We start from the raw sequence: 20,353 nt of genomic DNA, 5'->3' as shown, positions 1-20,353 counted from the left end.
AGTGGCTGCGGGGTGGAGGAGGGATGCGGTCTGGATGAGCGCGGCGGCGTTTCCCCCTGCCGGCCCGGACCCGGCGAGCGGTGAGCTCGCCGTGGAGCCCGGCGGGCTCCTCGACGTACTCGGGGTGGCCGCCGTCGTCGTGGACGCGACCGGGCGGATCGTCCTCTGGAGCCCACAGGCGGAAGCGATCTTCGGATACCCGGCGGCCGAGGCGCTGGGCCGGCCGGCTGCCCCGCTGCTCATCTCGGAGCATCAGCGGGACGAGGTGCTGTCCTTGTTCGCGCGGGTCATGTCGGGTGGCGGGCCCTGGGCCGGAGTCATCTCGGCACGCCACAGGGACGGCCGCACGATCCAGGTCGAGTTCCGCAACACCCGGCTCCAGGACGACGAAGGGGGGCTCTACGCACTCGGTCTCGCCACGGACGCGGCCACCGCGAGGCGCGTGGAGCAGGACCTCGCCCTGTCCTCCCGGCTGGTCGCCCACTCCCCGATCGGCCTCGCCGTGCTGGACTCCGACCTCAGGTTCGTCCTGGTCAATCCGGCACTGGAGCGTATCGACGGACGCACCGCCGCCAGCTATCTGGGCCGGACGTTCCGCGAAGCCGTGACGTCGCCGGACGCCGACGAACTGGAGCCGGCGCTCCGCGAGGTGCTGGAGACCGGGGTTCCCGTCCTCTCAAGGAACGTACGGGGTTCCGTCCGCTCCGACGGGAAGGAGCAGGTCTGGTCGATGTCGCTGTACCGGCTCGAGACGTCGGGGCAGCGCGTGGTCGGGGTCGCCGCCTCGGTCGTGGACATCACCGACCAGCACCATGCCGCGAGGGCGGCCGCACGGGCCAGGCGTCGCCTGGCGGTGATCGCGGACGCCTCCGAGCGCGTCGGCACCACGCTCGACCTGGACCTGACCGCTCATGAGCTCGCGGATCTGGTGGTGCCGGAGTTCGCCGACATCGCGGCGGTCGACGTCCTGGAGGACATCCTGACCGGTCCGCACCCCGGAGGGACGCGGGCCTCGGGGCCGGCCGTGTTCCGCGCCCTCGCCGTGAAGGCCGCGTATCCCACCCCGGCGGAGGAAGCCGCCGACCCGGTCGGCAAACCGGCCCGCTACGGCGCCGAGCGGCTGGTCACGCAGTGCGCCCGTACCGGCCGACCCGTTCTCGTCCAGCACGTCACGGACGGCGACCTGCCCCGCATCGCCCGCGCCGGCTCCGCCGCGGAGCTCCTGCGACAGGCCGGCATCCACTCCTATCTCGCCGTCCCGCTGCGCGCCCGCGGTGTCGTCCTCGGCGTGCTCGACCTCAAGCGCATGCGCAACTCGCAGCCGTTCGACCGGGACGACGTCCTGCTCGCCGGGGAGCTGGCGGCTCGTGCGGCGGTGGCCATCGACAACGCCCGCTGGTACCGGCAGCAGAGCCAGGCCGCCCTCGCCCTTCAGAGCCATCTGCTGCCGCACGGTCCGGCACGGTTGAACGGGCTCGACGTGGCCTATCGCTATCAGCCCGCCTCCGCGGCGGTCGAGGTCGGCGGGGACTGGTTCGACGCGATCCCGCTGACGGACGGCAGGACTGCCCTGGTCGTGGGCGACGTGATGGGGAGCGGCATCACCGCGGCGGCGACCATGGGGCAGGTTCGTACAGCGGCCCGCACGCTCGCCGGGCTCGGTCTGTCACCTGCCGTGATCCTGACCCATCTGGACCGCATCATCGCCGATCTGGACGACGCGATGGCCACCTGCGTGTACGCGGTGTACGACCCCCGTCAGGGGAGTTGCAGCATCTCCAACGCGGGCCATCCTCCGCCCGTGCACGTCCCCCTGGGTCGGGCACCCCGCCTTCTCGACCTTCCCACGGGTGCGCCGCTTGGCGTCGGCGGCGTCCCCTTCGAGACCGTGGAGATCGCGTTCGTCGCGGGTGACGAACTGGTGTTGTACACCGACGGTCTTGTGGAGACCCGTGACCAGGACATCGATGTCCGGCTCGCTGCCCTCACCGACCTGCTCGGCCAGTCCTCCCTGCCCTTGGAGGAGACCTGTGACCTGCTTCTGGGCGCGCTGCGAGGCCCCGACGACCACGACGACGTCGCTCTTCTGATCGCCCGGGCCCAGCCCCTGTCCGGCACCGAGGACGGCCGAGAGGAGGAGGCACCGTGAACGACACGCCCTTCTCGCGTGACAGCTATCTGCCGTTCCCCGAGGGCACGGCCGGCGCCCTGCTCGACGGCCGGGGGCGGATCAGCGGCTGGACGCCGCAGGCCGGGGCACTGCTCGGCCGGTCCGCCGCCGACGTCGTCGGCCTTTCGGCGCGGGCCCTCCTCGCGGACCCCGCGGCCTGGCCGGCGATCGTGGCGGCCTACGCGCGGGGGGTCCGGGGAGGCGAGACGGTGCTGCGCACGGGCGAGGGCGAACACGCGCCGGTCGTCTTCCAGGCGTTCGACCTCGCGGACGTGGGCCCTCTCGACGGTACGGCGGGCGTGGGAGCGGGATGCCTCGTCCTGGTCGCCCCGGCGGAGGAGGCCGTCAGTTGGCATCAGGACCAGGCGTTCATCAGGGAGCTGTTCCTCCAGGACCGGGTGGGGCTCGCCGTCTTCGACGCGGAACTACGGCTGCTGCGGACCAACACCCACCTCCTGCCCTACACCGGTGTGCCGTCCGATCTGCGCGGCCGACGCCTGGGCGACTTCCTCTGGCCCGGAGACGCGAAGGTGGTCGAGGAGAAGCTTCGCCAGGTCCTGGCCACGGGTCGGCCGCTGATCCGTGCCGAGGAGTTCCTGCGGACCATCCAGGATCCAGGCGGAGGGGTGGTCATCGCGATCTCGGCGTTCCGCCTGCAGGCACCCGACGGGCGGGCCCTGGGGGTCACGGCCCTCTTCACCGATGTGACCGAGATGCACCGTTCGAGCGAGCGCCTGGCGCTGTTGCACCGTGCCACGGCCGGCGTCGGCGGTTCGCTGTCGGTCAGGGACACGGGCCGAGAGCTGGCCGCCGCGCTGGTGCCCGGCCTGGGTGACCTCGCCGTCGTGGAGATCGCGGAGGCGGCTTCCCTGGGCGAGGAGCCGGTGCCGGACCGGGAGGGACGGCTGCTGCTCCGCGTCACCGCCGTGGCGGGGCTGTCCGCGGCCGGGGACGGCCCGGCCGCCTCGGACGTCGGCCTCGTCACCGTCGACGACGGCGACGACCCCGGTGTCGGTGGCTACCCGATGACCATGGCGGCCTCGCTGCGCGCCCGGGGGGTGGTGCTCGGCCGGGTGTCCGTAGGCCGGAACGCCGATCGTGGCACGTACGAAAAGGCCGACCGGGACCTGCTGCGCGAGGTCGCCGACCGTGCGGCCCTCGCTCTCGACAACGCCCGCCGCTTCACCCGCGAGCGCCGCGCGGCCGTCGGCCTCCAGCGCAGCATGTTGCCGCCCACCCAGATGGAAACGACCGCGGCGACGACATCGGGCGCGTACCTCCCCGCGGACACGACGAGGGGTGTCGGCGGAGACTGGTTCGACGTGATCCCGCTCTCCTCCGCCCGCGTCGCCCTGGTCGTCGGGGACGTCGTCGGCCACGGCCTCGCGGCCACGGCCACCATGGGCAGGCTGCGCACGGCCGTCCGTACCCTCGCGGATCTCGACCTCGAACCCGACGAGCTGCTCACCCATCTCGACGACCTGGTCGCCCAACTCCTCGCCGAGCCCGATGAGACGGACCTCGACGAGGAGGGCGAGAACAGGACGGACGGCGGGGACGCCGACGACGACCTCGACGACGGCTGGCACATCGGCAATCCCTCCTCCCCCACCGGCGCGACCTGCGTGTACGCGATCTACGACCCGGTCTCGCTGCGGTGCACGGTGGCGTCCGCCGGCCATCCACCGCCTGCCGTTGCGGACCCGGAGGGCCATGTGTCGTACCTCCCGGTCGATCCTGGCCCCCCGCTGGGCGTCGGCGGCCTCCCGTTCGAGTCGACGGAGGTCGACGTGGCCCCCGGAAGCGTCCTCGCCCTGTACAGCGACGGCCTGATCGAGGGGCGGGACGGCGACATGGACGCGGGCATGAACGAACTCGCCGGCCATCTGACCCGACCGGGCGCCCTCGCGGGTCCCCTGCGCGAGCTCGGCCGCGCGATCGTCGCGGGCCGCCCCGCCGACGGACTCGGGGACGACGTCACCCTGCTGCTCGCCCGCACACGAGCCGTGCCGCCAGAGGACGCGACGTCGTGGCAGATCGAAGCGGATCCGGCGGCGGTCGGCACGGTGCGGGAGGCCGCGACGACGCGGCTGCGCGAATGGGGACTCGAAGAGCTCGTCTTCACCACGGAGTTGGTGCTGAGCGAACTGGTCACCAACGCCATCCGGTACGCCGGGGGCCCGATCGACGTACGGCTGATCCGCGCGGGCCGACTGATCTGCGAGGTCTCCGACCCCAGCGCCACCCACCCACGGATGCGCCGGGCCCGGCTGACCGACGAGGGCGGCCGCGGCCTCTACCTGGTGGCCCAACTCACCACCCGCTGGGGCAGCCGCTACAGCCGTCGCGGCAAGACCATCTGGGCGGAACAGGAGTTCCCGGCCACCGACTGAGCCTGCGCCCGTCGGGCGCGGCGCTCGCTGTTCGGGTTCGAGCAGCGGCCGGCCGGTGCCCGGTTCGGCCACCGGCACGTCACGCGGCTGTTCCGGGTGGCGTTCAGCCGCCGCTAGGGCGCAGGGAAGGCGGTCGGGCCGGGGCCGGCTTCCAGGATGTCGTCGTTGGAGTCGAAGGTGTGGTCCTCGACGGGAAGGTTGTCCAGGATCTCGGAGCGGAGCTCGCCGGTGATGACGGACAGGATGAACCGGGCGCTCCGCACCGGGTGGTGCTCCCATTCCGGTCCGCGGCCGGCGTTCGCCAGGACGGTCCAGTCCTCGGGCCGCCCGTCCTCGTCGGTGAGCCAGTAGAGGTAGGCGCCGGTTCCCTCGATGTACGCGAAGGGCAGCAGGCCGGCGCCTTCGGCCGCGAGCTGCTCGGGGCGGGGCTCGTCGATCTCCCACAGGCGGGCGAGCACCTCGGCGCGTTCCCCCTTCATGGCCAGGAGGTCGTAGTCGCGGTCCGCGCAGTCGGGCTCCAGCACCCGGATCGTCTCGTCGAAGACACCGCCGCCGTAGGTGTCGACGAGGTCCTTGAAGTCCTCGGGCAGCGCCGTGCCCAGCCGTGTCTCGACCTCGGACCAGGCTCGCGGACGGCGCTCCGCCGACGGCGGGACGATCCGGGTCAGCTGTTCCACATCGGGATGCATCGGTGCGACTCCCCCACGCGAGGTGGCCCCTCTGGACCCTGAACCTGGCCCAAGAACGACCGAAGGGCTGTTTCAGATTACTCTGAAACAGCCCCTGATCTGCGACTCCTTCGAGTCGGGACGACAGGATTTGAACCTGCGACCCCTTGACCCCCAGTCAAGTGCGCTACCAAGCTGCGCCACGTCCCGATGCCCGTCCGTTCCCGGTTCCTCCCGGCGGCGGCGTGCAAGAGAACATTACCTCACTTCGCGGGGCCGGTGGACGCGGCCACGCCCGGTGGTGGGCGGCATACGCGCAGGCCGGGCCGTCGAAGGGGAGAATGGACTGGTGGACAGCACGCGGAGGGACCGGGACGAGGAGGGGCGGGCGCGCAGCGCTCGGCCGCGGGACGGGCTGGGGCGGCCGTTGCCGTACGGGGTCGAGGGGGTGCCGCGGCAGCCCGAAGGGGTGGTGCGGACGCCCGCACAGACGCTCCGTGAGGCGCAGCGGCTGCTGGACGCGGGGATGCCGTTCCACGCGCACGAGGTCTTCGAGGACGCGTGGAAGACCGGCCCCTCCGGGGAGCGGGACCTGTGGCAGGGGCTCGCCCAGCTGGCCGTGGGGCTGACTCATGCCGCGCGGGGCAACGGGCCCGGCGGGGCTCGGTTGTTGCTTCGCGGCGCCGACCGGATCTCTGGGCAGCCCGATCGGTACGGCATCGACGTCCGTGGACTCGTGCGGTGGGCCCGGGAGTTGGCGGAGCGCGCCGAGGCCGTGACCGACGCGGCGGCCGAGGCGCCGCGCCTCCTGGCCGAGTAGCGCGGCGCCCGGTCGTCACCAGGTGAGGTGCAGCTCCAGGGGCGAGCGGTGGATCAGCGTCGGCCGCATCTCCACGTCCTGGTCCTTCGCAAGCCGCAGTCCGGGGAAGCGGCGGACGAACAGCTCCAGGGTGAGGCGGAGTTGGGTGCGGGCGAGCTGGGAGCCCGGGCAGCCGTGGGCGCCGTGACCGAAGCTCACGTGGCGGGTGGGTGTCGCCGGGCGGGTGATGTCGAAGACGTCGGCGTCCTCGTGCCGTGTCTCGTCGCGGTTGGCGGAGCCGTACGCCACGAAGACGGTGGCTCCCGCGGGCAGTTCGGTGCCGGCCAGGGCGACGGGACGGGTCGTGGTGCGGCGGAATCCCTGGACGGCGGTATCGAAGCGGGCGGCTTCCTCCACCGCCCCGGGTATGAGTTCGGGCCGGGCGCACAGCAGCTCCCACTGGTCGCGCCGGCGCAGCAGATGGAAGAGCGCGGTGCCGATCAGGGCCGTGGTCGTGAGGTGTCCGGCGATGAGGAGGTTCTGCAGGTTGGCGACGAGTTCGTGGCGCTGGTCGTCCGTGAGTTCGCGGGGCCCTGGGCCGAGGCCGGTGTCCGGGGCGAGGGCGGCGACCATCGCCGAGCAGAGGTCGTCGCGCGGTTGGGAGCGCCGCTCGCGGGCGTAGCGGTCGAGGAGTCGCTGGAGGGCGACCACGTCCTCGGCTGCCGCGATCTGCTCGTCCTCGGCCATCGGCCGGAAGAGGAGCTGCTCGGCGCGGTGTCCTCCGTGCACCGCGACAGGCACGTCCTCCGTCTCGAAGCCGATGAGCCGGCCGATGACGGCGCCCGGCAGCCTGCGGGCGTAGGAGGACATCAGCTCGGTGCGGCCGTCCGCGGCGAAGCCGTCGACGAGGGCGGCGGCGACCTCGGCGACGTACGGCGCGAGGGCCGAGACCCGCGCCGCGGAGAGGCCACTGTTGATCGGGGCGCGGTGGCGGCGGTGGGCGGCGCCGTCGGTGGAGACGACGGTGGGTCGGTTGCCGTAGCCGCGGGCGAGCACACCGAAGACGGCGGCCGGGGGGATGACGTCGGGCCGCAGCGCCTGGGCGGAGGAGAAGTCCTCCGGCCGCAGCAGCACCTCACGGACGTCGGCGTCCCTGGCGACCAGCCAGGCGTCGAGTTCGGGGACGAAGGTCAGGCCTGCGGTCTGTCGCGCACGTGCGTAGAGGGGGTACGGGTCGCGCTGCAAGGCGTCGAGCAGCTCGTGACGTGCGTTCGTGGTCGGGTCCACGCGGCTCCTCCGGAGCGGGAAGGTGCGGAACTCGGTGCGGTCTACACATGGTGACCGGCATCGTCGGTTCTGGCTACGCCGCGGAGGCGTTCAGCTCGCGCAGGAGTACGGACGTGTGACTGACCGACGGGTCCTTCGCGGCGGTGAGCAGCGTGATGGTGCCCTCGGCCGCGAGGGTGCGCAGCCGGTCGAGGGCCTCGGCGGCGTCGGGTTCGGCGAGTTCGTCCTCGTACCGCCGGCAGAACTCCCCGTACTCGCCGTCCGGACCGTGGTACCAGCGCCGGAGCTCGGTGGAGGGGGTGAGCGCCTTGGGCCATTCGTCGATGCGGGCGTCGGTCTTGGCGAGGCCGCGCGGCCAGAGGCGGTCGACGAGGACCCGTACACCGTCGTCGGGTGAGGGGGCCTCGTAGATCCGGCGGACGCGGATGTCGGGGGCAGCGGCTGGCATGGATCCAGGGTGCCGGAGGCCGCCGGAGCTCACACCTCGACGCGCCCCGTCGGCCGCAGCGCCGGCAGCAGGACGGAGTCGACGAAGACACGCATCGTCGATGCGTCGGCGAAACGCTCCTCGAAGAGCCGCTCGATGCGGAGCATCCCGAGGAAACAGGGTGCGACGAAGCCGATCGCCGGGTTGTCCGCGTCGATCTCGCCGCGTTCGACGGCCCGCTTCAGGATCGTGTCGAGGGCCGCGACCTCCGGGCTGATGACGGTCTCGCGGAGCGCCTCGCGCAGATCGGGGTACTGGACGTACGCCTGGCTGACGGCCTCCATCAGCTCGGCGTCGTGGTCGCGGCGGGTCGCGGCCAGGTGGGCCGCCTCCCGGAGGTCACCGGCGAGCGATCCGGTGTCGATGCCGCTGAAGAAGACGCAGCGCTGTTTGGCGAGAGCGGCAGTGACGAGCTGCGGCTTGCTCCCCCACTGGCGGTAGAGGGTGGCCTTGCCGCACTTGGTGCGAGCCGCGACACCCTCCATCGTCACCGCGTCGTAGCCGCCCTCCCGGAGCAGGCGGAGAACGGCCTCGTAGAGCTCGCTCTCCCGCTCCGGCGTGATCTTTCCGCGGCGGGCGGCGGCGGTCGCGGCCTGTGTGGACATCCCATTCCTCCCGGACAGCTCTCTGCACATACGAGAGTAGGGGGTGCACAATCGAGACGCAAACGTTTCGAGACGCTTGCGTCTCGATGAATTCGGATCTAGGCTTCCTCCGTTTGCTGGCGATTTGACGGGAAAAAGGGGCCGGGCATGGCTGCCGGGATACGCGGGACACGTCCCACAGGACCGGGGCCGACCGCTACCCCGAACACCCCGAGACCCCCGCTGGTGCGCGAGCTGCTGCTCGTCACGGCGCTGTTCCTCGTCTACAAGTTCGGCCGGCTGTTCGCGAACGGCCACGAACTGCGGGCCTTCCACAACGCCGACCGGATATGGAACGCGGAGCGGGCCGTCCATCTGCCCGACGAGGGTTCCGTACAGGCGCTGCTCATGCACGCGGAGCCGCTCGTCCGGGCCGCGAACACCTACTACGCGGCCGTGCACTTCCCGGCCACGATCGCCTTCCTCGCCTGGCTCTACTGGCGCCGCCCCGGGCACTACCTCTGGTCCCGCCGGGTCCTGGCACTCCTGACCGCCGCAGCGCTCGGCCTCCATCTGCTGATGCCACTGGCGCCGCCCCGGATGCTCGCCGCGACCGGCCTCGTCGACACCGCACGGGTCTACGGCCCGTCCGTGTACGGCGCGAGCCCCGAGACGGACTCGATGGCCAACCAGTTCGCCGCGATGCCGTCGCTGCACTTCGGCTGGGCCGTGATGGTCGCGATCGGCCTCATCGTCGCCACGCGCGGCAGGTGGCGCCTGCTGTGGCTGCTCCACCCCCTGCTGACACTCCTGGTCGTCGTCGGCACGGCCAACCACTACTGGTTCGACGCCCTCGCCGCCGCGGCGCTGCTCGGTCTCGCGCTCGCGGTGGTACGGGCGCCGGGCACCGGACCGGCGGCCCCGGGCCCGCTCCTGCACGCCGCCGCACCCCCTGCGCCGGTCGCGTCCGCCTCGCCCGCCGCGCTCGCCCCGTCCGCCGCGCCCGTCGCCCGCACCGCGGCCGCCGGTCGTCGCCCGGTGGAGTCGCTGCGATGACCGCCCCCGACGGCATCGTCCTCGCCGTACTCCTGTCCCTGGTCTCCGCGGCCGGGTACGCCCTCGCCGCGGTCGCCCAGTCCCGGCTCGCCGCCTCGGCCCCCTCCGACGGCGGTGGCGGCGCGCTGCGCGCCCTGCTCGCCCGCGGCCAGTGGTGGTGGGCCGTCGGCCTGAACGCCGCCGGCGCACTGGCCCACGTGGCTGCCCTGCACTACGGCCCGCTGACGCTCGTTCAGCCGCTGGGCGCGCTCACCCTGGTGGCGGCGCTGCCGCTCGGGGCGTACTGCGCCCGGCGTCGGGTGACGCGGGCGGAGTGGCGTGGCGCGTTCTGGACACTGGCGGGCCTCGTCGGCCTGATCTCGGTCACGGGCCCCGCGACGCCGGGCGACGCGCTGACCCTGCGCGAGGCACTGATCGTCGCGTCGTCGACGGCCCTGTTGATCGCGGTGCTCGCCAGGGGAGGACGGAACAGCGCGGGCTCCCATGCCGAAACGTCACGCCGGGGGCGGGGGCTCGGGCATGCGGCGGCCTCCGGGATCGCCTCGGGAGTGGCGTCCGCCCTGACGCAGACGCTGACCGCCGCCCTCGCGCGCGAACTGCCCGGCGGGGCGTCGGCCTGGTGGCAGACCGCGCTGACAGCCGTACTGATCTCCGCCTTCGCCGTCGGCGGCCTGCTGCTCTCGCAGACCGCCTACCGGGGCGGACTCGCCGCGCCGCTGGCCGTCGTGAACCTCTCCAACCCGGCCGCCGCCGCGGTCATCGGCGTGGCGCTGCTCGGCGAGACCTTCCGCGCGGGCGTGTGGGGCTGGCTGATCGCCGCCGCCGCGTCGGTGGTGGCGGCACGCGGCGTGGTGCTGCTGACGACGGGCGCGGGAGCGGCACCCACGCCGGCACCCACGCCTGCCCCGACGCCCGTCCCCACGGCACCGGCCCCCGCGCCTGCCGCCGCGACGCAGCCGCCCACCGCTGTCACCGCCCTGGTCACCACCCTCGTGGCATCGCCCCTGTCCCCCGTCGCCACGACACCGGCCCCCGCGCCTGCCGCCGCGACGCAGCCGCCCACCGCCGTCACCGCCCTGGTCACCACCCCCGTGGCATCGCCCCTGTCCTCCGTCGCCACCCCCGGGCAGCCGCTGCCCCCGCCCCGTACCGACGATGCGGCGACCATGCCCGCAGCCTCCCAGGCACCCACCCCCGCGCCCCTCGCGGGCTGACGGCTCCTCACTGCCCCGCTCCTCACTGCCCCGACGGCGGGCGGTCCTCCGTCACCTGGGCCGCGAAGATCGGTTCGGCGGACGGCTGGTACCCGCCCCTGTCCCCCGGCACGGCCGGTTCCAGCCCGAAGTGCGCGCCGACCCCCGTCGGCGGCATGTCCCCGTAGAGCCCGTGATACGCACCGGCTCGGACCGAGTACATCTCGTGCCAGAGGCCGACGGCCCCGTTGCTCGCGAAGTAGCGCCGCCAGTACGCGCTCTGAGCGGGGCGGTGCTTGCGGGCGGACTCCGCGGCGTACGCGCGAATGTCGCCCGCCTTCCGCCAGTACTGGATGACGGTGGCCTCGCCGAACGAGGGCCCGAGGAGCATCCGGTAGCCGAGGAACCCGCTCTCCGGGTCCGCACGGAGCTCCTTGAGCATGGCGGGCATGGCCGTCAGCACGGGCAGCCGGCCGCGGATTGAGCGCCAGCGGTTGACCCGCATACCGATGAGGAAGACGGCCACCGGTTCACTGTTGGCCGCCATGAAGCGGCCACGGCGCACCCGGCGCCGCTCTGCACGGCTCTCGGCTCCGCAACGGTTCCACTCCAGCGCGGGGAAAAGCCGCGGTCCGCGTGTGATGCCGGATCCCATTGCCACGGTTCACGCACCTGCCGTTATTGGATAGCTGAACTATCCTTGGAGGGCAGAGTAGAACTCCCGGGTAACCGTGTCGAGACGATGGGAACGGTGAAAGTCTTTGCGCCTCTCCGAGCTGAGCGACCGCGGCGGCGTGTCCGTGGCCACGGTCAAGTACTACCTGCGCGAAGGGCTCCTGGCCCCGGGCACCCCCGTCACCGCACGGCAGTCCGACTACGGCGAGGAGCATCTGCGCAGGCTGCGACTGATCCGGGCACTGCTGACGGTCGGCGGAATGACGATCCAGCAGGCCCGCGACGTCCTTGCCGTCGCGGACGACCCCACCTTCGGCCGCCACGAACGCGTCGGCATCGCCGCGTACATGCTCGGCCCCCAGATCTCGCCGCCCGACACCTCCGATCCCGAGCGCGCGCTCTGGGACGAGGTCTTCGCCGAGATGCGCGACCTGCTCACCGAGATGGACTGGTACGTGAACGAGGAGGCGCCGGCGCTCGCCGCGCTGACCAGGGCGGTCGTGACGCTCCGTTCACTGGGTTACCGGGGCGGCGTCGACGACATCCGGCGGTATGCGGAGGTGATGCATCCGATCGCCGCCGAGGAGTACGCGGTGATGGAGGACTACCCGGTCCTGGAGGAGGCGATCGAGGCGGCCGTCGCGTACACGATGCTCTACGAACCGATTCTGCTGGCCCTGCGCCGACTGGCGCACGAGGACGTCTCGGCGCATCTGTACGGGATCACCCCTCCGAACCCGCCACTTTCGTCACCTTGACGAAAAGCCGGGAAGCCCCCTATCGTCATCATGACGACAAGGGGGAGTTTCCATGGCCGACATCACCCGCCGCGCCGGCTGGCGCCACCTGCGGTCCGCGCCCACCGCGCACATCCGCCACCACCGGCGCGGACGCCTCGTCCACGACGGGACGGGGCTCAGCTTCTGGTACCGCTCCCTGTCCGCCGCGCTCTCCGAAGTGCCGGTGAACGACCGGGAGTTGGCGATGGCGTTCCACGCCAGGACCGCCGACTTCCAGGACGTGAGCGTGCAGTCCACCGTCACGTACCGGATCGGCGAACCGGAAGCCGCCGCCACCCGGCTCGACTTCTCCATCGATCCGGACACGGGCGCGTGGCGCGGCGCACCGCTGGAGCAGATCGCGACGCTCCTGACCGAGACGGCGCAGCAGCACGCTCTCGACGTCCTGGCCCGCACCCCGCTCGGCGCGGCCCTCGTCGACGGTGTGGCAGCCGTACGGGACCGGATCGCGGACGGGCTCGCGGCCGAGCCACGGCTGCCGGCCACCGGGATCGAGGTGGTGGCGGTACGGGTGGTGGCGATCCGTCCGGAGCCGGAGGTGGAACGGGCATTGCGTACACCGGCGCGTGAGCAGATCCAGCAGGAGGCCGACCGGGCCACCTACGAGCGACGGGCCGTGGCCGTCGAACGCGAGCGGACCATCGCCGAGAACGAACTCGCCAGCAAGATCGAACTCGTCCGGCAGGAGGAGCGGCTCGTCGACCAGCGCGGCACCAACGCTCGCCGCGAGGCCGAGGAGAGCGCCGCCGCGGACTCCGTACGGGCGGAGGCGGAGGCGTCGCGGAAGGTCCGGCTCGCACGCGCAGAGGCAGAGGCGGCGCGCGAGGTCGGCGAGGCACGGGCGGCGGCGCAGGCGGCCTGGCTGCGGGTGCACGGGGAGGTCGACGCGGCGACGCTGCACGCGCTGGCGGTCACCCGGGCGGCGGAGAACCTGCCCCGGATCGAGCAGCTGACGCTCTCGCCCGACGTGCTGACCGGACTCCTGGCGAAGCTCGGCGGCGGGACCTCGTCGTGAGCCTGGCGCCGCGCGCGGTGCTCGTGCACCGCACGACGGAGTACGAGGCGCTCCTCGCCCGCCACGGTACGCATGGGCAGGCCGCGTTCTTCCTCTCCAGCCGGGGCCGGGGCATCGAGGACGTACGGGAGCGGCACGAGCGGAACCGGAGGGCGCTGGCGGAGGTGGCGGCGGCGGTGCCGCTGCAGTGGCGACAGGCCCGGGTGGAGCGGGTGGATCTGGACCGCTTCCTGTTCGGCCCCGAGGACGTGGTCGTCGTGGTCGGGCAGGACGGTCTGGTGGCCAACGTGGCGAAGTATCTGGACGGGCAGCCCGTCATCGGGATCGACACCGATCCGGGACGGAACGCGGGGGTCCTGGTACGGCACCGGGCGGCGGATGCGCGGGCGTTGCTGGCGGCGGTGGATCGGACGGGGGCGGACGAGCTGACGATGGTGGAGGCGGTCACCGACGACGCACAGCGGCTCCTCGCCCTCAACGAGATCTATCTCGGCCCTCCCGGCCATCAGACGGCCCGGTACACGCTCACCGTGGAGGACCCGGAACCGGCGACCGAACAGCAGGCCTCCTCGGGCGTCCTGGTCGGTACGGGTACGGGCGCGACGGGCTGGCTCCGCTCCCTCTGGCAGCAGAGCTCCAGCCCCCTGCCTCTGCCGGTCCCCACGGACCCGCGCCTGGCCTGGTTCGTCCGCGAAGCCTGGCCGTCCCCGACGACGGGCACGACGCGGGTGGAGGGGGAGTTGAGCGCCGGGCAGTCGCTCCGCCTGACGGTGGAGTCGGACCGCCTCGTCGCGTTCGGCGACGGTATGGAGTCGGACGCGCTGGAACTGACGTGGGGCCAGACGGTACGGGTGGGGGTGGCGAGGACCGCGCTGCGGCTGGTGGGGTGAGGAGGGGGCGACCAGCGCGGCGGCGGGAAGCGGAGTGGACTGGCGCGGCAGCGCGCAGCAGCTGCCAGACGTGGTGTGACGGCGCGCGCCGTCGACGTGACAGCCCAGGGCACAGCAAGACGTGACAGCGCGGGACGGCCTGGCAGCGCTGGACAGCGCGACGCCGTCGGCGTCACGTGGCAGCGTGCGGACGACCAGGCAGCGCCCGCCGTCGACCTGGCAGAACGCGGACGACCAGGCAGCGCCCGCCGTCGGCTTGGCGCGGGCAGCACGCGTACGACCAGGCAGCGCCCGCCGTCGGCTTGGCGCGGGCAGCACCCGTACGACCAGGCCGCGCCCGCCGTCGGCTTGGCGCGGGCAGCACCCGTACGACCGGGCCGCGCGCACCGTCGGCCTGGCAGCACGTGTGCGCCCGGGCAGCGCGCGCCGTCGGCTTGGCGCGCCGTCAGCACGGCGTCCCGCCCCGCCTCGTGGCGGGAAATGGTCGGCGAATGATCTCCGGCGCCGCCGTGCTCGCTAGGATCGGGCCGCTTCGTCCGGTTCGCCCCCACCGCCCCGTGCTCCACCGGCAGTCGAAGGAACACGCATGCCCTCCCCCACCCCCGACACCCTCCACATCGCCCCGGCCACCCTGCAGGACTGGGAGCTCGTACGCACCTGGGCGGCGGAGGAGGGATGGAACCCGGGGGCGTCCGACGCCCCGGCGTTCTTCGCGCAGGACCCGGAGGGGTTCTTTCTCGGCCGGATCGACGGTGAGCCCGTCTCCGCCATCTCGGTCGTCAACTACAGCGACCGATACGCCTTCCTGGGCTTCTACCTCGTCCGTCCCGACCGGCGCGGTTTCGGTCACGGGCTGGCGACCTGGCGCGCCGCTCTCGCGCACGCCGGCGAGCGGACGGTCGGCCTCGACGGGGTGCCGGACCAGCAGGACAAGTACCGCCGCTCAGGCTTCTCCCTCGCGTACCGCACGGCCCGGTACGTCGGCGAACCCATCGCGCCCGGCGGCCCCGTCGTTGGCGAGCCCGTCGCGACCGGCGCCCCGGCGCCGGACGTGGTCCCCGCCGCGCAGGTCGACCCGGCCGCCCTCGCCGCGTACGACAGCGCCTGCCACCCCGCCGACCGCCCGCGCTTCCTCACGACGTGGCTCACCACTCCGGGCCACCGCGCGCTCGCCCGGGTCACCGACGGGCGCCTCACCGGGTACGGAGTGGTGCGGCCTGCCCAGGAAGAGGCGCGCATCGGACCCCTGTTCGCGGACACTCCCGAGGACGCGGCCGCCCTGCTGGACGAGCTGTCCGCAGAGGCACGGGCCTTCGGTTCACCACGCATCGCGATCGACATCCCCGAGGCCAACCCCATCGCCGCCCGGCTCGCCGAGGAGCGGGGTCTCGAGCCCACCTTCGAGACGGCACGCATGTACACGGGCGCGGTCCGCCCGGTGGCACGGGAACGCGTCTTCGGCGTGACGACCCTCGAACTGGGCTAGGGCGTGTCCGACCCTGATCCGCCGGACCCGCTCTAGCCTCGCGCTTTCATGAAGTGGGCTGTCCGACGGGTGGTCAGGTAAGCGAAAAGTGCCTCTGCCCAGCAAGAATGCGGATTGTCGAGGTCCTTGTTCCTGCCATCGCCGGAGGCACTTCTCAGGTGAAGAAGCGTATCGGGTCATACCCACGCGTCCGCATCGAGGGCGGCGGTCATGGAGTGGTGTCGCAGGCCGGGGCCGTGCTGCTGGATGAGACCATCCGCAAGGCCGGGCTGGACCGGGCGATGTCGGCGGCCCTGATGCCGTGGCGACGCCCGAGGCCGGTGCACGATCCGGGGAAGACCCTGCTGGACGTGGCCCTGGCGGTCGCGCTGGGCGGGGACTGCCTCGCGGATGTCGCGACGCTGCGGGCCGAGCCGGCCGTGTTCGGCCCGGTGGCCTCCGACCCGACGGTCTCCCGCCTCATCGACACCCTCGCTGCGGCCGGGCCGAAGGCCCTGTCCGCGATACGGGCCGCGTGGGCCGAAGCGCGTGAGCGCGTCTGGAACATGGCCAAGAACGCGGCCCCGGACGCCGCGAGGCAGGTGATCGTGGACCTGGATGGGGTGCTCGTGCTGTCCCACTCCGAGAAGCAGGACGCCACCGCGACCTGGAAGAAGACCTTCGGACACCATCCCCTGATCGGGTTCGTCGATCACAGAAGCGGTGGCAGCGGAGAGCCGGTGGCCGGCCTGCTCAGGCCCGGCAATGCAGGCAGCAACACCGCCGCCGACCACATCACCACGGCCCAGCTCGCGCTGGCCCAGCTGCCGAAGAAGTACCGGCGCGACGCCAGACGCTGATCCGTACCGACTCCGGAGGCGGAACCCACGAGTTCGTCGCCTGGCTCGCCCAGCGCGGCAGGTGGCTGTCGTACTCGGTCGGCATGACCATCACCGACGCCATCCACGAGGCCATTCGCAGAGTCCCGCCCACCGCGTGGACGGTGGCCGTCGAGCCGGGCGGCGAGATCCGCGACGGCGCCTGGGTCGCCGAGCTCGACGGTGATGTCCTGGCCGGCTGGCCGCAGGGAATGCGGCTGATCGTCCGCAAGGAACGCCCGCACCCAGGCGCCCAGTTGCGGATCACCGACGCCGACGGCCCCCGGCTCACCGCGTTCGCCACCAACACCACCGGCGTCCCGATCGCCGCACTCGAACTGCGGCACCGCCGGCGAGCCCGAGCCGAGGACCGCATCCGAGCCGCCCGCGCCACCGGCCTGCGCAACCTGCCCATGCACGACACCGCGCAGAACCAGATCTGGCTGGAGATCGTCCAGCTCGCACTCGACCTCCTCGCATGGATGCCCATGCTCGCCCTGACCGGCAAGCCGAGGCTTTGGGAACCCCGCCGCCTGCGACTGCGGCTATTCTCCGCCGCCGCCCAGCTCGTCACCACCAGCCGCCGCCAGCACCTGAGATTCACCCGCCACTGGCCCTGGACGGATGTGATCACCAGCGCGATCCAGCGGCTCGACGCCCTCCCGAACCCCGGCTGACCAGCACGTTCCCGTCCCTGCGAGCAGCACCACCCCGACCGGAGCCGTGGAACCCGGCGCCCACCCGACGCGACAGCCGGGTCATCAGCCTGACCACCAGCAGCCCGAACAACCGAAACGGCCCGCCGAAAGAAACCGACGGACCGTCACGAAAGATCGAGGCTACTGAACTTGATTGAGTGATGTCGGGACAGTTCGCCTGACAGCAGTCTGGCTGCTCCGGTAGGTCCTGGGTCGTGAGATACACGCAGGGTGGTGGGCTGACCGACGCCGAGAGGGCCGCGCGGGAGCGGATCCGGTTGCAGGCTGTCGTCCGCTTCGAGGCCGGGGAGAAGAACCGAGAGGTCGCTGCCGCGCTGCGGGTGAGCGAGCGGTCGGTAGAGCGGTGGCGCCGGGCCTGGCGCGAGCGCGGCCAGGGTCACGACGCTTGAGGAACTCCTGTCGTACGGTCCGCCGTACCCCGCCGCCCGTCACACCCCGAAGAGCTGCATCACCCGCGTCACGGCCTGCGCGACCGGCGCGCCGACCTCGCCGACGAGTGCGGCCACGCCGGAGATGCCGCCGAGCGCTCGCCGGAAGGCGCTGCGTTCCGGGGCGTCCTCGGTGAGGGTCTCCAGCGAGGCGTCAAGCACCTCGCGGTCTCCCTCCGGGACACGCCCGCGCAGCGCCAGCACCAGGTTGACCAGCTCCTGGAGCGCCGCTTGCGGGTCCTGTGGGGCGTTGTACTGCTGCCCGATCTTGCCGGTGTTGTTGGTGCCGTAAACCTGGAAGTTGTCGCCGACCTGGCCGTAGTAGTTGGCCGTGCCGCGTTCGCGCTCGTGGTCGTATCCGTCGCCGGTCAATTGCCCACCTTCCCCGTGTTGCCCCTGCCGAACACCTTGAAGTTGTCGCCGACCTGGCCGTAGTAGTTGGTGACGTTCTGCTTGAAGTACGCCTGGGGGTTGTCGATCGCCGCCATGATTTGCCTGACGAGGCTCTGCACCAGCGCCTGGTCGGTGGTGACCAGCGCGGTCCGGGGCGGGCCGGCCGTCTCGATGACCAGAGCGTAGTAGGTCCTGGCCAGCAGCACGCTCAGTAGCTGGAGCAGGAAGATCCCGAGCAGGACGTACGCCGCGAGCAGCACCCCGTGCTCGTACTCCTCCCGGTCCGAGCCGGACAGCTCCACCTCCTGGAGGGCAAAGACCGCGCCCGCCACCACCACCGCCAGCACCACGACGGACTTCAGGAAGCGGCCCGCCGCCTTCGCGCGCTCGGGTCGGATCCTGACCGTGGTCGCCCGGGCGATGTTGTTGAGGGGATACGCCTCTGCGCCGACCCAGAGCACCCGCTTGCTGAGCTCGACGACGGTGACCTTGCGTCTGGCCATACGGATCCCCCTGCACCCGACCCACCCCGACATAGCACGAAGCATCCTCGCGAACTCCCTGGTCGGCAACCGAAATCGGCTATCCGGTACAGGAGTTCACGCGGAGGCGGCACGTTGCTTACAACGATCAGCTACTGGCGCAGGACACGAGCCTCGGATCTTTCGTGCACGTCCGTCGGTTCGCTCGACGGACCGTTTCGATTGTTCGTTCTGATGGCAGGAAGGCTGTGAGTTCGGTGGGGCTGCAGGCAGGCTGCCGACCCACCTCCTCGTTCGGGTGACGATGCGCGATGCCTAGCCACGACGCGATGCGTGCCAGCAGGATGGCCCTTACCTACAGCGTCAGTTCGCAGCATCCAACGGTGGGGGAATCGTGGAACCAAGCCTTGCCCTACTCGCCGCCCAGGCACTCGTCCAGGCCATGACGACTGACGCGTGGAGCACCATGCGGGAAAGCCTGGTCCAGCGCTTGCGTCGGGACGATCCCGATGGGGCGGAGCAGGCCGTGGACACGCTCGACAGGACAGCGTCGGAGGTCGCCGGGCATCCGGCGGGCAGCAGCGCGGTCGTCGGGCTCCTGCAGGGCCGGCTCGAGCCGCTGATCGCCGCCTCGCCCGAGCTGAGGGGGGTGCTACAGGACCTGGTCCGTGAGCAGTCGGCCCGCGACACGGGCGGGGCACGCACCCATCTGCAATCGCATGCCGACCGCGGTGCCAGCGTTCACCAGCAGAGCGGGTGGCGTCTACTTCGCCGACCACCACCAGGGAGACCGCTTCGCGCCGGTCGCGCAGCAGATGAGCTTCTTCAGGCAGCCCAGGCGCGTCATGTTACTGGCAGCCGCCATCCTCGCTGTCGCGCTCCTTGCGACCGGCTACCTCCTGATCGCTCCAGACGAGGTGGCTGACTACCGCAAACAGGTCGTCGGCACCTGCAAGCAAGTGAACAGGGTGCTCTCGGAGCAGCACAATGACGCGATCTACCTCAAGGTGGATGCTGGGTCGACCGACCCCTTGGAGGCCATGGCCATCCACAAGGAGAGGTTCCTCTTCTACGCACGGGCGAACATCGATAGCGCCCGACAGTCCATTGCGTTCCTCAACTCGCAGAAAGTGCCCGCCGAGCTTGCGGAACAGCACGCTGCGGCGAAGAAGGCCCAAGACGACTGGCTCACCCGGATGGAACAGGACATGCAGCGGTACAGCCGGGAGCTGAAGGAGGGAGACCCCGTCAGCCAGGTCAACTCCATGGGTATGGCCAGCCAGCCCTGGCACACGCGACTCGACGACGCGATGACCTCCCTCGCTGGAGAGAGCTGCCAGACCACAGCCAGCTCGACCAACTCCTAACAAACCGCTGTCGTACCGATCCGCGATCACGCGCTCCCCGTGGGTTGTTCCTGTCGAGGACTGCCTGACCGGCCGGCTCTGCGGTGTGATGCTCAGGCTGGAGTAACGTTCTCGGCCTGCGGCCCCTTGGGCCCCTGCGTGATCTCGAAGCGGACCTTCTGAGCCTCATGCAGCTCCCGGAACCCAGTGCCGGCGATGGCCGAGTAGTGGACGAACACGTCCGGGCCACTGCCGTCCTGCTCGATGAACCCGAAGCCCTTCTCCGCGTTGAACCACTTCACCGTGCCGGTGGCCATATCGAATCTCCCTCGCCAATGATCAGGCGGCCCAGCACCGTGCCACACAGCATCAGGCTCGATCATCGCCGCCCACCCGGGCACACAGAAGGAGAAACGCGGGTCGGGCCTAACATGTCGCACCCTCGACGTCCCCGAGTTCCTCGGCCCGGCCCTCGAACGACGCCAGCACTCCGGCCAGCAGGCCATCCCCACCAGACACAGTCGTGATCCGGAGGGGAATGGACGACCGCCGAACAAGCAGTTGGAGGGGCTGGGGCCGCGCCCGCGAGGCGGGTTAACGACCAAGGAGCGCGCGGTGCCCACCA

The 20,353-nt window shown here is 71.8% G+C and carries 17 protein-coding genes, 1 tRNA gene and 3 pseudogenes; 12 read left to right on the top strand and 9 right to left on the bottom strand.

Going from position 1 to position 20,353, the window contains the following annotated elements; translation table 11 throughout:
• Window positions 1–34 precede the first annotated feature (34 nt).
• The gene (locus ACZ561_RS13785) at window positions 35–2,149 is read left to right on the top strand and encodes a SpoIIE family protein phosphatase (protein WP_470993722.1); all 2,115 of its coding nucleotides are present in this window, start codon (window positions 35–37) and stop codon (window positions 2,147–2,149) included.
• Window positions 2,146–4,563: an ATP-binding SpoIIE family protein phosphatase gene (locus ACZ561_RS13780; RefSeq protein WP_470993719.1), complete on the top strand. Its 2,418-nt coding sequence runs from the start codon at window positions 2,146–2,148 to the stop codon at window positions 4,561–4,563. The genes ACZ561_RS13785 and ACZ561_RS13780 overlap by 4 nt, the downstream gene beginning before the upstream one ends.
• Window positions 4,564–4,676: 113 nt before the next feature.
• Here ACZ561_RS13780 and ACZ561_RS13775 read toward each other — a convergent pair whose 3' ends face one another.
• Both ACZ561_RS13775 and ACZ561_RS13770 read right to left on the bottom strand, forming a co-directional pair.
• Entirely contained in the window at window positions 4,677–5,252 is a 576-nt protein-coding gene (locus tag ACZ561_RS13775; protein WP_470993716.1) for an SMI1/KNR4 family protein, read from the bottom strand.
• Between the two features lie 115 nt (window positions 5,253–5,367).
• Window positions 5,368–5,441, bottom strand: a tRNA-Pro gene (locus ACZ561_RS13770).
• A 139-nt stretch (window positions 5,442–5,580) separates the two neighbouring features.
• On the opposite strand from ACZ561_RS13770, the gene ACZ561_RS13765 reads away from it, so the two are divergent.
• Window positions 5,581–6,051 (top strand): DUF309 domain-containing protein, encoded by a 471-nt coding sequence (locus ACZ561_RS13765; RefSeq protein WP_470993713.1) that lies wholly within the window; start codon window positions 5,581–5,583, stop codon window positions 6,049–6,051.
• Between the two features lie 15 nt (window positions 6,052–6,066).
• On the opposite strand, the gene ACZ561_RS13760 is transcribed toward ACZ561_RS13765, so the two are convergent.
• From ACZ561_RS13760 to ACZ561_RS13750, 3 genes are all read right to left on the bottom strand, one after another.
• The gene (locus tag ACZ561_RS13760) at window positions 6,067–7,317 is read right to left on the bottom strand and encodes a cytochrome P450 (protein WP_470993710.1); all 1,251 of its coding nucleotides are present in this window, start codon (window positions 7,315–7,317) and stop codon (window positions 6,067–6,069) included.
• A gap of 73 nt (window positions 7,318–7,390) precedes the next feature.
• The gene (locus tag ACZ561_RS13755) at window positions 7,391–7,765 is read right to left on the bottom strand and encodes a DUF488 domain-containing protein (RefSeq protein WP_470993708.1); all 375 of its coding nucleotides are present in this window, start codon (window positions 7,763–7,765) and stop codon (window positions 7,391–7,393) included.
• A gap of 29 nt (window positions 7,766–7,794) precedes the next feature.
• Window positions 7,795–8,409 carry a TetR/AcrR family transcriptional regulator gene (locus ACZ561_RS13750; RefSeq protein WP_470993706.1) on the bottom strand — a complete coding sequence of 205 codons (615 nt, stop codon included), beginning with the start codon at window positions 8,407–8,409 and terminating at the stop codon, window positions 7,795–7,797.
• Window positions 8,410–8,556: 147 nt separating this feature from the next.
• Between ACZ561_RS13750 and ACZ561_RS13745 the strand changes: the two genes are divergently transcribed.
• Both ACZ561_RS13745 and ACZ561_RS13740 read left to right on the top strand, forming a co-directional pair.
• Entirely contained in the window at window positions 8,557–9,444 is an 888-nt protein-coding gene (locus ACZ561_RS13745) for a phosphatase PAP2 family protein (protein ID WP_470993703.1), read from the top strand.
• Window positions 9,441–10,403 (top strand): annotated as a pseudogene (locus ACZ561_RS13740) (DMT family transporter); the annotation flags it as partial. The gene ACZ561_RS13745 and the pseudogene ACZ561_RS13740, both read left to right, overlap by 4 nt.
• 277 nt (window positions 10,404–10,680) lie before the next feature.
• Here ACZ561_RS13740 and ACZ561_RS13735 read toward each other — a convergent pair.
• Window positions 10,681–11,292 (bottom strand): DUF4188 domain-containing protein, encoded by a 612-nt coding sequence (locus ACZ561_RS13735; RefSeq protein WP_470994439.1) that lies wholly within the window; start codon window positions 11,290–11,292, stop codon window positions 10,681–10,683.
• Window positions 11,293–11,398: 106 nt separating this feature from the next.
• Between ACZ561_RS13735 and ACZ561_RS13730 the strand changes: the two genes are divergently transcribed.
• The 6 genes and pseudogenes from ACZ561_RS13730 to ACZ561_RS13705 all read left to right on the top strand — a co-directional run.
• Window positions 11,399–12,070 (top strand): MerR family transcriptional regulator, encoded by a 672-nt coding sequence (locus ACZ561_RS13730; RefSeq protein ID WP_470993700.1) that lies wholly within the window; start codon window positions 11,399–11,401, stop codon window positions 12,068–12,070.
• A gap of 52 nt (window positions 12,071–12,122) precedes the next feature.
• Window positions 12,123–13,127, top strand: a complete 1,005-nt coding sequence (locus ACZ561_RS13725; protein ID WP_470993697.1) for an SPFH domain-containing protein — start codon at window positions 12,123–12,125, stop codon at window positions 13,125–13,127.
• Window positions 13,124–14,017, top strand: a complete 894-nt coding sequence (locus tag ACZ561_RS13720) for a hypothetical protein (protein WP_470993694.1) — start codon at window positions 13,124–13,126, stop codon at window positions 14,015–14,017. The genes ACZ561_RS13725 and ACZ561_RS13720 overlap by 4 nt, the downstream gene beginning before the upstream one ends.
• Window positions 14,018–14,603: 586 nt before the next feature.
• A complete protein-coding gene (locus tag ACZ561_RS13715; RefSeq protein ID WP_470993691.1) occupies window positions 14,604–15,503 on the top strand; it encodes a GNAT family N-acetyltransferase in 900 nt (299 codons plus the stop codon).
• Window positions 15,504–15,661: 158 nt separating this feature from the next.
• Window positions 15,662–17,037, top strand: a pseudogene (locus ACZ561_RS13710) (IS1380 family transposase).
• Between the two features lie 236 nt (window positions 17,038–17,273).
• A pseudogene (locus ACZ561_RS13705) lies at window positions 17,274–17,453 on the top strand (helix-turn-helix domain-containing protein); the annotation flags it as partial.
• A 54-nt stretch (window positions 17,454–17,507) separates the two neighbouring features.
• Here ACZ561_RS13705 and ACZ561_RS13700 read toward each other — a convergent pair.
• Together ACZ561_RS13700 and ACZ561_RS13695 are read right to left on the bottom strand one after the other, a co-directional pair.
• Entirely contained in the window at window positions 17,508–17,879 is a 372-nt protein-coding gene (locus ACZ561_RS13700; RefSeq protein ID WP_470993688.1) for a hypothetical protein, read from the bottom strand.
• Window positions 17,876–18,403, bottom strand: a complete 528-nt coding sequence (locus ACZ561_RS13695) for a DUF6232 family protein (protein ID WP_470993686.1) — start codon at window positions 18,401–18,403, stop codon at window positions 17,876–17,878. The genes ACZ561_RS13700 and ACZ561_RS13695 overlap by 4 nt, the downstream gene beginning before the upstream one ends.
• Window positions 18,404–19,101: 698 nt before the next feature.
• Here ACZ561_RS13695 and ACZ561_RS13690 point away from each other — a divergent pair.
• On the top strand, window positions 19,102–19,749 hold the full coding sequence (locus ACZ561_RS13690; RefSeq protein WP_470993684.1) for a hypothetical protein: 648 nt from the start codon (window positions 19,102–19,104) through the stop codon (window positions 19,747–19,749).
• Between the two features lie 92 nt (window positions 19,750–19,841).
• On the opposite strand, the gene ACZ561_RS13685 is transcribed toward ACZ561_RS13690, so the two are convergent.
• Window positions 19,842–20,045, bottom strand: a complete 204-nt coding sequence (locus ACZ561_RS13685) for a cold-shock protein (protein ID WP_470993682.1) — start codon at window positions 20,043–20,045, stop codon at window positions 19,842–19,844.
• Window positions 20,046–20,353: the final 308 nt, after the last annotated feature.

The sequence above is a fragment of the Streptomyces sp. NPDC039609 genome (assembly GCF_055596705.1).
Note: the sequence above shows the minus strand (reverse complement) of the source record. Positions and strands in the feature narration are given on the sequence as shown.